Annotated in this window: 12 protein-coding genes; 5 read left to right on the top strand and 7 right to left on the bottom strand. The window is 41.0% G+C overall.

What is annotated here, in order from left to right; translation table 11 throughout:
- The first annotated feature begins 70 nt into the window (after positions 1-70).
- The 5 genes from leuC to ACT3QP_RS12165 all read left to right on the top strand — a co-directional run bounded on the left by leuC (position 71) and on the right by ACT3QP_RS12165 (position 5,748).
- Entirely contained in the window at positions 71-1,489 is a 1,419-nt protein-coding gene (leuC, locus tag ACT3QP_RS12185) for a 3-isopropylmalate dehydratase large subunit (RefSeq protein WP_444525687.1), read from the top strand.
- A gap of 42 nt (positions 1,490-1,531) precedes the next feature.
- Positions 1,532-2,182, top strand: a complete 651-nt coding sequence (leuD, locus tag ACT3QP_RS12180; RefSeq protein ID WP_444525686.1) for a 3-isopropylmalate dehydratase small subunit — start codon at positions 1,532-1,534, stop codon at positions 2,180-2,182.
- Positions 2,183-2,322: 140 nt separating this feature from the next.
- Positions 2,323-3,069: a hypothetical protein gene (locus ACT3QP_RS12175; RefSeq protein ID WP_444525685.1), complete on the top strand. Its 747-nt coding sequence runs from the start codon at positions 2,323-2,325 to the stop codon at positions 3,067-3,069.
- Between the two features lie 96 nt (positions 3,070-3,165).
- Positions 3,166-4,269 carry a 3-isopropylmalate dehydrogenase gene (leuB, locus tag ACT3QP_RS12170; RefSeq protein WP_444525684.1) on the top strand — a complete coding sequence of 368 codons (1,104 nt, stop codon included), beginning with the start codon at positions 3,166-3,168 and terminating at the stop codon, positions 4,267-4,269.
- A gap of 336 nt (positions 4,270-4,605) precedes the next feature.
- Positions 4,606-5,748 (top strand): L,D-transpeptidase family protein, encoded by a 1,143-nt coding sequence (locus ACT3QP_RS12165; RefSeq protein WP_444525683.1) that lies wholly within the window; start codon positions 4,606-4,608, stop codon positions 5,746-5,748.
- 385 nt (positions 5,749-6,133) lie between these two features.
- On the opposite strand, the gene infA is transcribed toward ACT3QP_RS12165, so the two are convergent.
- The 7 genes from infA to dinB form a co-directional block, all read right to left on the bottom strand.
- Positions 6,134-6,355 carry a translation initiation factor IF-1 gene (infA, locus tag ACT3QP_RS12160; RefSeq protein ID WP_021814850.1) on the bottom strand — a complete coding sequence of 74 codons (222 nt, stop codon included), beginning with the start codon at positions 6,353-6,355 and terminating at the stop codon, positions 6,134-6,136.
- 162 nt (positions 6,356-6,517) lie between these two features.
- Complete coding sequence (truA, locus tag ACT3QP_RS12155; protein ID WP_444525682.1) at positions 6,518-7,357, bottom strand: tRNA pseudouridine(38-40) synthase TruA; 840 nt, start codon at positions 7,355-7,357, stop codon at positions 6,518-6,520.
- Positions 7,358-7,400: 43 nt separating this feature from the next.
- Positions 7,401-8,486, bottom strand: coding sequence for an asparaginase (locus tag ACT3QP_RS12150; RefSeq protein ID WP_444525681.1), 1,086 nt, complete (start codon positions 8,484-8,486; stop codon positions 7,401-7,403).
- A 487-nt stretch (positions 8,487-8,973) separates the two neighbouring features.
- Positions 8,974-10,635: a FimV/HubP family polar landmark protein gene (locus ACT3QP_RS12145; protein ID WP_444525680.1), complete on the bottom strand. Its 1,662-nt coding sequence runs from the start codon at positions 10,633-10,635 to the stop codon at positions 8,974-8,976.
- 51 nt (positions 10,636-10,686) lie between these two features.
- Complete coding sequence (locus tag ACT3QP_RS12140; protein WP_444525679.1) at positions 10,687-12,402, bottom strand: type IV pilus assembly protein FimV; 1,716 nt, start codon at positions 12,400-12,402, stop codon at positions 10,687-10,689.
- 111 nt (positions 12,403-12,513) lie between these two features.
- Positions 12,514-13,704, bottom strand: a complete 1,191-nt coding sequence (queA, locus tag ACT3QP_RS12135; protein ID WP_444525678.1) for a tRNA preQ1(34) S-adenosylmethionine ribosyltransferase-isomerase QueA — start codon at positions 13,702-13,704, stop codon at positions 12,514-12,516.
- A gap of 130 nt (positions 13,705-13,834) precedes the next feature.
- Positions 13,835-14,920, bottom strand: a complete 1,086-nt coding sequence (gene dinB, locus ACT3QP_RS12130; RefSeq protein WP_444525677.1) for a DNA polymerase IV — start codon at positions 14,918-14,920, stop codon at positions 13,835-13,837.
- Between the last annotated feature and the right edge of the window lie 157 nt (positions 14,921-15,077).

Raw genomic sequence — 15,077 nt, 5'->3', positions numbered from 1 at the left:
AAAACTTCTTGTTTACTATTGTGTAAGCCATCGAAAATTAAGTAGCTAGCAAACAATAAAGGATAGCAATATGGCCAGTCAGACGTTATATGACAAACTTTGGAACGCTCACGAAGTCACCAAACGTGATGATGGTTCGAGCCTGATTTATATCGATCGTCACTTACTGCATGAAGTGACCAGTCCGCAAGCATTTGAAGGCTTGCAACTGGCTAATAGAGCGCCATGGCGTTTATCTGCCAATATCGCTAGCCCTGATCATAATGTACCAACGGTGTCTAAAGAACGTCTAGAAGGCGTGTCTGGTATCAAAGACAAAGTCTCGCGTTTGCAAGTAGTTACCTTAGATGATAACTGTGACAAATTTGATATTGCTGAATTTACTATTAACGATGCGCGTCAAGGTATCTTGCATGTTGTCGGTCCTGAGCAAGGTTTAGTATTGCCAGGTATGACCGTTGTTTGCGGTGACTCGCATACGGCCACTCATGGCGCACTTGGTTGCTTGGCACATGGTATCGGTACGTCTGAAGTTGAGCATGTATTGGCAACTCAGTGTTTGATTCAAAAGAAATCAAAAAATATGCAGATTCGTGTCACTGGTGAGCTTGGTGCGGGCGTGACCTCAAAAGACGTGGTACTGGCTATCATTGCAAAAATCGGTACGGCTGGTGGCACAGGCTATGCAATTGAGTTTGCAGGGCAAGTATTTGAACAAATGAGCATGGAAGGACGTATGACCGTCTGTAACATGGCGATTGAAGCGGGCGCACGCGTGGGTATGGTTGCTGTCGATGATATCACTATCGATTATGTCAAAGGTCGTCCGTATGCACCAACTGATGCACAATGGCAACAAGCCGAACAGTACTGGCGTACTTTGTATTCAGATGCTGATGCGGTATTTGATAGCGTGGTTGAGATTGACGGTAGCGAAATCGCCCCACAAGTATCTTGGGGTACGTCACCTGAAATGGTTGTTGATATTACGCAATCAGTGCCAACCCCTGATCAAGCATCGGATGAAGCACAAGAAGAAGGTTGGTTACGCGCTTATACCTATATGGGCCTAGAGGCGGGTCAAAAAATCACTGATATCCAACTAGATCGTATATTTATTGGTTCGTGCACCAACTCACGTATTGAAGATTTGCGTGATGCAGCCGCCGTAATCAAAGGCCGTAAAGTGGCTGATAATATTAAAGAAGCGATTGTAGTAGCTGGTTCTGGACAAGTGAAATTACAAGCAGAAGCGGAAGGGCTTGATACCTTGTTTACTGAAGCTGGGTTTGAATGGCGCGAGCCGGGTTGCTCGATGTGTCTTGCCATGAATGCTGATAAACTTGAGCCACAAGAGCATTGTGCTTCTACGTCTAACCGTAACTTTGAAGGTCGTCAGGGTAATGGTGGTCGTACGCATTTGGTTAGTCCAGCGATGGCAGCGGCAGCCGCATTGGCAGGTCACTTTGTAGATGTGCGGACATTTTAAAACGACTATGCATCAACAAAAATATCATTTATAGGAAATTTTATGCAAGCATATAACACCCAAACTGGTATCGTTTGCCCATTAGATCGTGCAAACGTTGATACTGATCAAATTATCGCAAAACAGTTTTTAAAATCTATTAAGCGTACAGGTTTTGGCGTCAACTTATTCGATGACTGGCGTTATCTTGATGAAGGTTATCCGGGTCAAGACAATAGCACACGAGTGATTAACCCAGACTTTGTATTGAATAAACCGCGTTATCAAGGTGCTACTATATTACTAGCACGTCGTAACTTTGGTTGCGGCTCTAGCCGAGAGCATGCGCCTTGGGCATTGTCTGAATATGGTTTTCGTACTGTGATTGCACCAAGTTTTGCTGATATCTTTTATAACAATTGCTTCAAAAATGGTATGTTGCCAATTGTATTGGCTGAAGATATCGTTGATACATTGATGAAAGCTACCGTAGCTAACGAAGGCTATGAATTGACTGCAGATCTTGAGCGTCAAGTTGTTATTACGCCAACGGGTGAAGAGTATGCATTTGAAGTGGATGATTTTCGTAAGCATTGCTTACTAAATGGTCTAGATGACATTGGTCTTACTTTGCAGCAAAGCGATGTTATCAAAAACTATGAGCAAAAAATGATGAAAAAAACACCTTGGATATTCAACGAAGTACGCGCCTAAACGAAAAGTTTATAGGTTATTTCTCATAAAGTTAATGAACAGTAGTAATGTAGCGTTGAGTTATGGTGGCGAACTGGCTAAAATGAAGTAGGGTTTTTCAAAGTGTTTTATTGTTTCTCTTATGAATAGTAGCCGTCATTATGAATAAAAAACGTTATGTTTTATGGACAAGTAGCATTGTTGCTGCAAGCTTATGGTTGTCAGGCTGTCAGCTCTTGACTGGCTATCAGAAAATAGATGAGGCAGAAAGCGCTACAGCGTGGGCAGGCAAAATCCAACCTATATCTGGTGAAGTAAATATAGCCTGTATAGGTACTTACCATTGTGAGATTGCACGTATCGATAAGGTGCCAGTGATCGCAGCTGATACCCATGAGCCTATTAATCCTGCTATGCTCGTGGCAATGACCACTGTGAGTGGTAAGGAAGCAGGTTATATTGGTAGTAATCGTGTGCAAACAACCATGAAAATGGATATGACACCGATCACTAATAAAAATGAGATAAAAATTGTACCCTTGTCTGCTTCAGGCATGGCAGGGCTCACCAATTACTATACACGGCTTAAGCCTGCCAAACGAGAAGTACAAGTTAATTTCTATCCAGAGAACAACTTGGGCTATGTTGAACGGTTTGCAATGATTCATGATTTTGTTGAAGCTGACACTTATCAGCTGCGAGCTTACCAAAAGAAATCTAGTGAAAGTTCAGGTAGCCTATTAGATACCGCGTCACCAGAGCCTTTATGTGTTGAATTGTATCAAGGAAATAAAGTACAGCGCCGTTTTTGTAAAGAGTTGGGTAGCGAACATCAAGGCGAGTTTGTAGAAACCGGCACGGTTAAGGCAAAATCAGCAAAATCTAAAGATACGAAGACTAAAGCATAAAAAACAAACTTATAAAAAATAATAAAATAGCGTCTTAATATGTATTAAGCGTTAAATTACCGCAGTAACGAATAAAACCTATTCTAAAGGATCAGTATGGCAACGATTTTAACATTAGCGGGCGATGGTATTGGCCCTGAAATTATGACTCAAGCCATTGATGTACTTGAGGCTGTCAATAAGAAGTTTTCGTTAGATTTGACACTTGAGTCTGGATTAATTGGTGGCGTAGCTATTGATGCAACTGGCGAACCTCTACCAGATGAAACTTTGGCGAGTGCACGTGCCGCAGACGCTGTACTGCTAGGCGCTGTTGGTGGACCTAAGTGGGACGGTATTGAGCGTAGTAAACGTCCGGAGCGTGGTTTACTGAAAATCCGTGGTGAGCTTGGTTTGTTTGCTAATTTACGTGTGGCAAAGCTTTATCCGCAGCTTGCCAATGCGTCTAGTATTAAGCCCGAAATTATCTCAGGCTTGGATCTTCTGATTGTTCGTGAGCTGACAGGCGGCATCTATTTTGGCGAGCCACGTGGTATTCGTACATTAGATAATGGCGAGCAGCAAGGCTATAACACCATGGTGTATAGTACAAGTGAGATTAAGCGTATCGGTAAGGTAGCTTTTGAATTAGCCAAGACACGCGCGCAGGCAGCAGGTACAGCGGCAAAGGTTTGTTCAGTAGACAAGGCCAATGTACTAGAAGTCACTGAGCTGTGGAAGCAGACCATGATTGAAATGCAACAATCGGATTATAGCGATGTGGCGCTATCACACATGTACGCTGACAATGCTTGTATGCAGTTAATTAAAGACCCTAAGCAGTTTGATGTTATGGTAACGGGCAATATGTTTGGTGATATTCTATCCGATGAAGCAGCGATGTTGACTGGCTCTATCGGTATGTTGCCATCTGCTAGCCTCGACGAAGCAGGCAAAGGTATGTATGAGCCATGCCATGGTTCAGCGCCAGATATCGCAGGACAAGATAAAGCCAACCCGTTGGCAACGATTTTGTCTGTTGCGATGATGCTACGTTATACCTTTAAGCAAGAAGAGGCTGCTCAGGCTATTGAACAAGCGGTTAGTGACGTGCTTGATGATGGTCTACGTACTGTTGATATCTTAGACAAGAGTGAAGCAGGACTGACACAGGTAGGCTGTCAAGAGATGGGGCAAGCGGTATTGGCTAAGCTGATCTAATCAGCGCCTTTGTAATATCTCTCGAAATTTATTTTTATCTTAATCTGAAATTACCAACTCTTATTGTCATAAACCCATAATTTGCTAAGCAAATTATGGGTTTTTTGTGTCTATAAAATGAGTTATTAGCTTTAACATACTCACCCACTTAGTTGTAAAAAAGTACTTTTTTTAACACAGGTACTATCGGGTAGGGCTCACATTAACATAAAGTTGTTATATGCCTATAAAGAAATATGAAACCATCAAGGACTGAAGAAAAGTATATGAACTAACAATAATTATTTATTCATAATAAAAATTTGAGCAAAATATTTTCTGAAAAATTAGGAGCGTATGATGTATCAATTAAAACGTGTGAGCACGGCGATAGCAATCATTGGTTTCTCTACAGTTGCGTTGATGGGACAAAGCATTGCAGCGCCAATGAACCGTATCGATATCAATAATGCCGTGCAAGGCAATGCGGAGCAAAGCAGTACAACCTATAAAGATATCAGCCCTGTAACAAATGGTGTTAGTCAAAAGCTAACAAGCGATAGTCAGACCGCAACGTCACTGAATAAGCTCTTGCCTACGATAAAATATACGACAGATAACTTATCAGACGTTGCGCAGAAAGTTAATAATGCAACTTGGAAAGAAGGGAGCAAGATAGAGCGTCATATAGCCACCAAGTTGCAAGCGCTACTGAACTGGCATCATCATGGTGTGGGTCATGTCGATGGATACTGGGGAAAAAATACTCGCAAAGCCATGCAAGCATTTCAGAAATCTAGAGGACTGAGCGTTACGGGAACGATGAATAGCGAGACTTGGCAAGCATTGACTAACAATGATCAGCTGATGGAACAACCAGTACTGGTCAATTATCAACTCAGTAATGCGGATACTAATATTAAAACAACGAATATACCAGTTAGTACAGAGGCTAAAGCTAAGCTAGAGGGTTTGTACTATGAAAGCATGACCGAAGCTTTTGCAGAAAAGTTTCATATGAGTGAGAGATATTTAAAGGAGCTCAATCCTAAAGCTAGTTTCGTTGCTGGAGAGACCATCACTGTTTATAATCCTGGTAACCCTAATACCAAACCTGTTAGTCGAGTGGTCGCTGATAAAGATACTGAAACACTATATGTTTATGGTGATGAAGACACTTTGATTGCGAGCTATCCGACAACGGTAGGTAGTACAGCAACGCCGTCACCAACTGGTACGCATACAGTAGCAGTAAAGGTTCACGAACCTAATTATACTTATACTGCTAATGATAGCAGTTTTATTCTGCCACCTGGTCCCAATAACCCAGTTGGTTCGGTATGGATTGGATTGAGTAAACCTTCTTATGGAATACATGGTTCACCAGACCCTGATCGTATTAGTCGTCAAGCCTCAGCGGGTTGTATACGTCTAACTAACTGGGATGCATTGGCATTGCTAGGTGTTATTAAGGATGGTGCTACAGTCGAATTCAAGTAGATCATTAACTGTAATTTAAAGCTTAGCTATGAGAGTTTATACCAATCCCAAAGAGGCATAATAAACAGTATTAAACCTGATAAGTCTACAATACATAGTACTTAAGAACATACAGTACTTAGGCTCGTTTTCTTTGCTACTCTGATGTTTGTGCCTAATATGATAAAAACCAAACAAAAAAATACCGCTGTTTTAGCGGTATTTTTTTGGTGAAAACAAACATTAAACAACTAAAATATTGATAGGCAATAATGAGTAGCTTAGCATTTTCATTATTATTATCAGTCAAACCACTCAAACATTTATGCCAGTGATAAAAAAGTGTCATTAGACAACTGGCTGTATTTATATAAATGCTTTTATAACCATTTTAGTTGATAAGAAATTAGTTTTTACCACGATAAGTAATGCGACCTTTAGATAAGTCATAAGGCGTCATTTCGACCTTAACTTTATCACCAGTCAAGATGCGAATATAATGTTTACGCATTTTACCAGAGATGTGCGCAATAATTTCGTGTCCGTTTTCTAAACGAACTTTAAACAAGGTGTTAGGAAGGGTGTCAATAACTTCGCCTTCAAATTCGATAATATCGTCTTTTGCCATAATTTGTATCAATCAATTAAAAATAAGCCCGTATTATACGCAAGTTGACTGATTAAAGCAATACGGAACCTGGTTTTGACTTGACAGTCTGTAAGTGATATGTATGCTAATTTCTATGAGTTTAGTTTATTGAACATTGGTTATTTAGATTAAAGACACGCTCTAGTCAGGTAAGTTTAGCCAAACAGGCGTTAGAGGTGCATTGGGTAGCAGCTGTTGAAAGTGTTCAGGGTAATATGCATTGATAAAATATAAGCCATCACCAGAAGCGGTAGGTGGTGCAATCGTACGGTCTTTCTTATGCAAGATGTTCAGAAAGTCTGTGGGTGCCAACTCATGTCTGCCTATGGCATATAAGGTGCCCATCAAGTTTCGAACCATATGATGCAAAAATCCATCCGCTTGAATATCAAAAACGATAAACTGACCGTGTTTAAAGAGCTTGGCGTGACTGATAGTGCGTACGGGCTGATTGGATTGACAAGCAGCAGCACGGTAGCTACTAAAATCATGGGTGCCAACGATATCGGCCGCCGCCAGTTGCATGGCTGCTAAGTCAAGTGGCTCATAGATATGCGTGACCTGATGATTGAGTATCGCAGGGCGCTGTGGTTGGTTGAGCGTGATATAACGATAGCGACGGGCAATAGCACCGAATCGGGCGTGAAAACCAGCAGGCATTGGTTGAACCCAACGTAATGCAATATCGTCAGGTAGTAAACTATTCACACCGCGTAGCCAGTTATGTGTTGGTCGGTAGGCATGAGTGGTAAAATGAGCAATCATATTACTGGCATGGACGCTTGCATCCGTACGCCCAGCGGCGATGACTTCTACTGATTCGTTAGCAACTTTACCAATCGCGGTTTCGAGTGCTTCTTGTACACCCATCACTTCTCGTTGCCGCTGCCAGCCATGATAATGTGTGCCTAAGAATTCAATAGCAATTGCTAGAGTATATATTGGCAAACGTTCAGATTCGGAGTTCTTGGTTTCAGACATTATGATTTTTAAACTTATAAAGTTAAAGGTAATTGAGAGTTAATTATCGTTTTTTAATACTTGTGCCAGTCTGTCTGATATTATTCAACCAACGCTGCTTGCGTCTTGCAGGTGTATCATAGCGCAATAATAGCCATAGTAATCGAGCATATATCGCTGGAATGGTCAAACGCCCACCTGCAATGACATGATGCTCATACTGCCAACTACCTGCTGCATAGCTGTCACTTACCCCACCAAATGGGCATTGACTGGCAGATATCACCATATGTCCTATTTTATGAATCTGCTCTAATGTTTCTGCTAATGCTACAGAATAAGGAACATTACCAGCGCCAAATCCTAATAGAATAATACCAGCTGGCGGCTGTGATAAGAGTGCTTGTAGCTGATTATTGATGACGTCAGTGTCATTAGGTAGACAATAAAGTGCATGGATGCGAGTGTGCTTAGCACGAGCTTGAATACTAGTAAATAAGGCTTTCTGGTCATCAAGCCAGTGATTTCGCCGTGTATCTGATAAGGTTTTTATATAGCTATTAGCAGGATATGCGGCTCGAGAATGACCAGTAAATGCCATCAGGTCATGACTATGAATTTTCTGTACTGTTTGTGCAGGCCAAGATTCACCGCCAAAACAAACTTTGACACCTGATTCACCTGCTGCTGCCAGTTTTAGTGAATTATGAAGGTTGTCCCGTGCATCACTCTGAGTATCTATAGTATAGGAATGTAAAACATCACTGTCCAATAGGGGGCGCATACTAGCAGTAAGGACTACACAAATATCACTACCTGCAAATGCTTCTGCCAAAAACGCTCCCAAATAACTTAGAGTATCTGTACCAGTGATCAACACAAAGCGTCTACTACCTTGTGTATAAGCAGTCAGTAATAGGCGATAAAAATGGACAAAATCGCTTGGGGTGAGTTGGCTACTGTCTTTGATTAATGCATTATCTAGCCAAGAGATACTCAGGAGCTTGGTTGCACTATCTTGACTGAGCATTAACTCCTGCAATGTTGGCAAAAAAACATCTGCTGCTAAAGGTGTTAAAGGTCGGCCGTAGCAACCAAAAGTGCCGCCAGCATAAATCAGTTGAATAGGGCTAGATATAGTCATTGTCATAGTAGAAGGTGGCATAGTATTAGGGCGTGTTGAACATTCACAAGTAGGCACTGCTGATTGCTAAAATTGTTCCAGACAAGGCGCAAAGCGACGATAATGCAAATGCCTTAGCTAGATTTGCAACGCAGTATGGGGCAATTTTAGCATCAGCCGTAGGGACAGGAGTATTTTTTGCCGCTTCATTGCTAAAAATAGACGCTTAGAAAGACTAAACTTACTATTTTTACCTTAGAATCGCCTAAAAAATAGTCTCTGTCAGTGCCATGGTTGAATGTTCAACACGCCCTAGTATATAGTCAGCGAATTACTAAATCGCTACAGCGTTAGCCTTCTTAGATGTACTACTTGTACAATCTGCAGTCGGTTGCCTTGTATCGATTTTAAAGTTCTTTGACTATAATAATTAAATATTAAGGTTTAATGCAAAAAAATCAGCAAGTATTCTACGATGAGTAGAATACTTGCTGATGATAGAACCGATTATTGATTATGCTGTGCGTTCAAGTAATAGCTGCGCTTGGCTTTGTTGTTCGCTATTGCCTTGAGCTATGACTTCATTGAGCAAGCGTTTAGCACTATCGTATTCTCCAAGCTGCAGGTATTGGTTAGCTAAGTCCAAAGTAACTTGATTGCTATCTAACGATTTTACAAAGTCAAAATTTTCTGCAAAACGTAATGAGAAACCATCTTCTGCTTCAACAGCATTTTTAGCCTCAGCTTCGACTGGAGTTTCAGCTGTTACAGAATCTATAGTAGCGTTATTATCTGCTAAATTATTGTTCTCTAAGATATTATCGTTGAACAATAATGGTGCTGCCGGTGCGAGGTCAAACTCTTCAGTAGGAGCTTCTTCAGTAAGGACTTCTTCAGTAGGAGCTTCTTCAGTAGGAGCTTCTTCAGTAAGGACTTCTTCAGTAGGAGCTTCTTCAGTAGGAGCTTCTTCAGTAAGGACTTCTTCAGTAGGAGCTTCTTCAGCAAGGACTTCTTCAGCAAGGACTTCTTCAGCAAGGACTTCTTCAGTAAGAGTTTCGTCAAAGCTAATATCTTCAAGGTTGTCTACTTCATTAGAAGATTCATCAGTACTGACTTCTTCTAAAATACTGTCTTGAATAACAAAGTTATCGCTATTTTCTTCAAATGTAAGTTCTTCGCTTTCTAATACCGTTTCTATATTGTTTGGCGAATCGATATCGTTTGAAGATGCTGTCAAGTCATCTTCGTTATCGACAATCAGTTCTTCAACAATGGTTTCATCAGTGTCTTGGTCAGTATCACTTACCAAATCATCAAAATCTAAGACAAAATCTTCATTGTCTGATGCCATCTCTTCAGTAGCACTATTGGAGGTTTCTGCCTGTGTACTGGTTTCTTCAGTTGAGTCAAAATTAAAGTCGAAATCTGCAAGGTCACTATCTTCGTTTGAAGTATCGGTAGGGTTGCTTTCGTCTTCTATCGTTTCTGGTGTGATAGGTGTCGTACTGGTCGCAGCAGTTTCTTCGAAATCACTCTCTAAGTCACTAAGCGTCAGATCAAAACTGTCATTTGTATGGTCGTTAGTAGTGGTTTTAGGAGAGTCTGTTGATAGTACTGGATTAACAATAGACTCGTCACTCAAACTGTCATCTTGGTTCGGTGATAAGTCAAAATCAATACTGTCAAAACCAGTATTGTCTTCTACTGGCGCTTCTTGTGCTGCGACTTGACTTCGCTCTTCTAAAAATAACATTTTTAGCTCATCGGCTATCTCAATGCTATTTGGGTCATTCTGTGTTTTGATGATATTGTAGACTTTATCAAAGTTTTCTGGCTGATTGATGGTCGCATATATGCTAAGTAGCTTAAGGGTTAGCTGGCTATTATCTGGATTTTCGCTTAGGCCTCGATCCAATGCTTCAATTGCTTTGTCATAACGCTGTTGGTCTATAAAGCGTTGAGCGGTCTCAATATGGTCGAATTTATGATCATCTTCACTGCTTTTGGTAATACCTTCAACATTCGTTGTAGGTATTGGCGTTGGTGAGGCTGTGGTTTTTCCTGATTTGTCTTGTTGTATTTCTGATGGTTTTTGCGCTTTTTGTTTGCGCAATACTAAACCAGCCCCTAATAAAATAAGTACCAATCCGACGATGATATATAGCATATTGTCCATAGTTACTCCCACGCCTATGATCACGGCGTATTGCATTGATTATTCAGGCAATTATTGATTGCGTAGTTTTTTGAGACGAGCCTGCAGCTCAGCCAGCTTTTGGTTTTGTAGTTGAATCTTTTGAGTATAGCTCTCCAGTGCACTACTGGTTTTTGACAAGCGCTGTGCTTGTGATGCTACGCTTTGTCTTGATGCTTTCAGTGTTGCTAATATATCTGTGCTTAGACCATTACCTGTTGCCGCAGTAGATTTCGTTTGAGTACCATCTGCACTGCCATTATGACCAGGTGCTAGCACAGAAAACTGTGCCTTTGGTAAGGTTTGTGTCTTAGTAATCATTGGTTTTTTATTTTGTGTCGTTGCTTGTGACTTTTTAGGTGATTTATTAGCAGTTGGTTTAGTTTTCTTTTTGACCACAGGAGTATTGGCTCTGCGGCTATGTTGCCTTTGTGCTTTAATGGCTGCTTCTAACTTTTGTTGTGATGGTATGACATCATATCTTGGTAAGCTAAGTTTGGCATCTGCTTTTAGTTGATCAGCATCTTTATTGATAAAAGCGTTAGGATTTTGTGCTTGAATTTGTTTCATTACAGTTGAAACATCTAGGTTGTTTTCTTCTGCTATTTGCTGAGCGATAATCCATAGGCTATCGTTACGCTGTACCTGATATTGGGCAGTAGCAGCTGTGTTGCTAGTAGCACTGCTAGCTACATTAGGTGCAGCAGGCATAGCGGTGTCAGCAGGTATATTACTGCTTGGTGCTGTTGTGTTGTTCGTGTCAAGGTTAGGCTTTGATGCGTTTGTTTCATCATTATCGATTGCTGGTATTTTCGAATCAGTGGTCATCACTCCAGCATCTGATTTACCACGTGGTTGTATCTGGCGGGTGACTTGTATGTTTAAGATGTCAAAGTCTAAAGCAGGCGCAGCGGCTTTAGTGGTCGGGGTATTGTCAGCTACATCACTAGAGTCTATATCATTACTATTAGTTACTGTTTCACTTGTATTAGCACCCAAGCGACCATTATCTAAGCGAGTTGATGAGTTGCTATTATTACTGCCGTTGGCATTGGCTGTCTCGACACTGTTATTTAGGCGACCATTATCTAAGCGACTAGGAGCATTAGTAAGGTCACTGCCTTGCGATGTAGAGGCCACTGCAGGCAACTGCATATTAGGCGCTGGCAGTTTAGAGGCTATTAGTTCAGTCGTTGATGAACTAGGCGCTGATATTAATGGTGGCGGCATGCCTTTTTTGAGGGTTAGTGGTTCGGCAGTACTTGCAGAAACACTTGGTAAATTAGGCTTTTTTGCACCAGTGACAGTGTTTTTGGGTGTCTCGATAGGCACGCTATCATTGAGTGGCATCAACAATGTCTTAGGCACAACATTGCTCTTACCCTGATCGTTTATAGATAAAACCACATCAGTAAAAGGTTTGGATACAGGTTGTGAGGTCGTGATAAAGACTTGACCACTGGTCTCTGAGGTAGGCTGAAAGCGTACGTTCATTGAGTCAGTTTTGGTCAGCCCCATTTGTTGATAGATGGCAGAGTTTGCTAAGCTTGCTGAAAAGTCAGCCGCTCGAATATTCGTAACCGTAATACTTGCCGCTAGCGGCTCATGCTGTGCAGAAGTAACAACCGTTTTTCCGATAGTTGCTGCTTGTGCGCCCGATATCAAGGCTGCATAGCCTACGGAATAAAGTAATGCCGTCGATACCGCGCGATGTATGGTAGTAAAGCGATGAGATAAATGACGAGACATGTGCAGCCCTTTCTAATAAAAGTTATCTTTGCTGTTATAACAAAATACTGTTTAGTTTACCAGTTTATTTCACAACTGTTGTGAACAATATAAAAAATGTTTAAATCATGTTCAATCTAATTTTTTATCAAGTAGCATCGCATCACCATAACTAAAGAAGCGATATTGCTCCTTAATAGCATGCTGATAAGCCTGTTCGATAGCTGCTTTGCCCGAAAATGCTGATACTAGCATTAATAGGGTGGATTTCGGTAAATGAAAATTTGTGAGTAGTCGGTCTATCACACCAAATTTAAAGCCTGGATAAATAAATATATCAGTATCACCTGACCAACTAGATAAGCTGTGTCCGTCATTAGCCGTTTTTTGATAAGCGGTTTCGAGCACACGTGTCACCGTTGTACCAATAGCGATGACTTGTTTACCATTAGCATGTGTTTGGTTGATCAGCTCGGCAGTGGTTTGTGGTAGATGTGCATACTCACTATGCATGGTGTGATTGAGTAAGTTGTCTGTTTTTACAGGGGCAAATGTACCTGCACCAACATGCAAAGTAACAAACGCTGTTTTAATACCTCTTTCTGCCAGTTTTTTTAGTATTGATTCGTCAAAATGTAAACTTGCAGTAGGGGCTGCCACACTCGCTAGCTTGGTCGGGTCATGAAAGACAGTCTGATAGCGAGTATTATCAGTTTCATCAGCATGGCGTTCAAAGTAAGGCGGAATAGGTAACTCCCCATATCGCTCTAAGTCGGGCAGGATAGGAGCGTCAAAGGCTAAAATAAATAAATTGTCTTGACGGCCAATCATTACTGCAGCCATATGACTATCGGCAAGTTGCAAACGTTGCCCAAGCTTAGGAGTCTTACTGGCTTTGACATGAGCAAGTGCAATATATTTTGTGTTGACGGGTGTGCTATTTGTAGCTTCCAAATGCAAGGTTGCTACGTCTAATTCAGCAATGTCTATTAGACGTTCAATCAATAGCTCAACTTTACCACCCGTATTTTTTTGACCAAATAATCGTGCCTTCATCACTTTTGTATCGTTGAATACAATCAGATCTCCTGCACTTAATAAGTCAGGCAACTCAGTAAATAGGTGATCTTCTACAACAGTACTATTTTTTTTTCTGTTAGCAGGTAAATATAGGAGCTTTGAAGCAGAACGTTGTGTCAATGGATAACGTGCAATCAGGTTGTCTGGTAAGTCATAATCATAATCGTCTACGCTTAAATAGTCTAAAACGTCATTATTTTTATTGGTATCAAGCGTGGAGTTAGCGGCGTGTGTGTCGGTCATAGTCGGTCTTTAAATGAAAATAGATTTTTGTATAATTGTAGCAGAAATGCGCTTGTTAAAGGACAGTTTAATAGAGACTCATGCGCATACAAGTCGAGCAATAACTAAACAGGCGTTGTTTAGTATGCAGTTATTCAAACAAATTTAACTGAGGCAGTACTTGCGTAGCAGGAGTGAGTGAAGAAAAGGTAACACCAACTAGACGAATTGGCTGCACACGAGGAATGTCTGAAAATAGTTTATCTAGCCAATAGTGCGCAGATTCAGCACTATTAAAAGCTGTTGATAATGTATGAGAGCGTGTTATTTGAGTAAAGTCTGCGTATTTCACCTTGAGGGTGATTGTGTGAGCGATTACCTGTTTTTTTTGCATTTGATTAAAGGCATCCTTATTTTGCTCGTAAATCTGTATCCTTAACTCATCATCATTACTGAGATTGTCTCTAAATGTGGTCTCTGAACCAACGGATTTATGTGTTCGCTCAGATTTGACCACCCGATCATCATGTCCATGTGCTATATCATGATAAAACTGGCCACGCTTACCAAACTCTTGTATTAGTAGAGCTGCCGATGTTCGCCGCAGGTCGGCACCATACTGGACTCCCATCTCATGTAAGCGCTTAGCTGTTGCCTTACCAATACCATGAAAGCGCTCAATAGGTAAGGTGCTAATAAAGGCATCGGATTCTGTAGGCGTAATAATAGCTATACCGTTAGGTTTATTGATATCAGAAGCAATTTTGGCCAGCATTTTGTTAAATGAGACTCCAGCGGAAGCCGTCAGTCCGGTATGTTCTAAAATTTGAGCTCTTAGGCAGTTGGCCATTAGTGTTGCTGAGCCTTTGTGAACGCTTAATCCTGTGACATCTAGATAAGCTTCATCTAGTGATAAGGGTTCAACATGGGGCGTTAAGCGATGCATAAGACAGCGGATATCATTACTAACTGATCGATACACTTCAAAACGCGGTCTTACAAATATCACTTCTGGACAGCGTTTGCGAGCCTCATAGCAAGACATGGCTGAGCGTACGCCAAACTTACGTACTTCATAGCTGGCGGCTGCTACGACACCGCGTCCATTTGGATCACCGCCAACCACCAATGGTTTACCGCGTAATTCAGGAAAGTCGCGCTGTTCGACACTGGCGTAAAAAGCGTCCATATCTATATGAATGATCTTGCGAGAGTGAAGGTTTGTAGAGGTTGTCATATCATTATTTTACCTGACTTGACCACTTTGATTTGAGAGGCAATACCCATTAGATCGTAATAATATATAAATAGTCATAAAGTTTAGACACTATAATTTAAGCATTGTAAATAGGTAGGTTTTATGTGTTAAAAAATAGTAAACATGTTTTTTCTAT

The sequence above is a fragment of the Psychrobacter sp. AOP7-B1-24 genome, assembly GCF_052376215.1.
In the GTDB taxonomy this organism is placed as follows: domain Bacteria; phylum Pseudomonadota; class Gammaproteobacteria; order Pseudomonadales; family Moraxellaceae; genus Psychrobacter.
The sequence above is the reverse complement of the archived record's forward strand: the minus strand, read 5'-3'. Positions and strand labels throughout refer to the sequence as shown.

What these genes read in the sequence shown, in the direction of transcription:
- queA (WP_444525678.1), bottom strand. Translation starts at nt 13,704, where the DNA reads ATGACCGACACACACGCCGCTAACTCCACGCTTGATACCAATAAAAAT.
- ACT3QP_RS12140 (WP_444525679.1), bottom strand. Translation starts at nt 12,402, where the DNA reads ATGTCTCGTCATTTATCTCATCGCTTTACTACCATACATCGCGCGGTA.
- leuC (WP_444525687.1), top strand. Translation starts at nt 71, where the DNA reads ATGGCCAGTCAGACGTTATATGACAAACTTTGGAACGCTCACGAAGTC.
- truA (WP_444525682.1), bottom strand. Translation starts at nt 7,357, where the DNA reads ATGTCTGAAACCAAGAACTCCGAATCTGAACGTTTGCCAATATATACT.
- dinB (WP_444525677.1), bottom strand. Translation starts at nt 14,920, where the DNA reads ATGACAACCTCTACAAACCTTCACTCTCGCAAGATCATTCATATAGAT.
- infA (WP_021814850.1), bottom strand. Translation starts at nt 6,355, where the DNA reads ATGGCAAAAGACGATATTATCGAATTTGAAGGCGAAGTTATTGACACC.
- leuB (WP_444525684.1), top strand. Translation starts at nt 3,166, where the DNA reads ATGGCAACGATTTTAACATTAGCGGGCGATGGTATTGGCCCTGAAATT.
- leuD (WP_444525686.1), top strand. Translation starts at nt 1,532, where the DNA reads ATGCAAGCATATAACACCCAAACTGGTATCGTTTGCCCATTAGATCGT.
- ACT3QP_RS12145 (WP_444525680.1), bottom strand. Translation starts at nt 10,635, where the DNA reads ATGGACAATATGCTATATATCATCGTCGGATTGGTACTTATTTTATTA.
- ACT3QP_RS12165 (WP_444525683.1), top strand. Translation starts at nt 4,606, where the DNA reads ATGATGTATCAATTAAAACGTGTGAGCACGGCGATAGCAATCATTGGT.
- ACT3QP_RS12175 (WP_444525685.1), top strand. Translation starts at nt 2,323, where the DNA reads ATGAATAAAAAACGTTATGTTTTATGGACAAGTAGCATTGTTGCTGCA.
- ACT3QP_RS12150 (WP_444525681.1), bottom strand. Translation starts at nt 8,486, where the DNA reads ATGACAATGACTATATCTAGCCCTATTCAACTGATTTATGCTGGCGGC.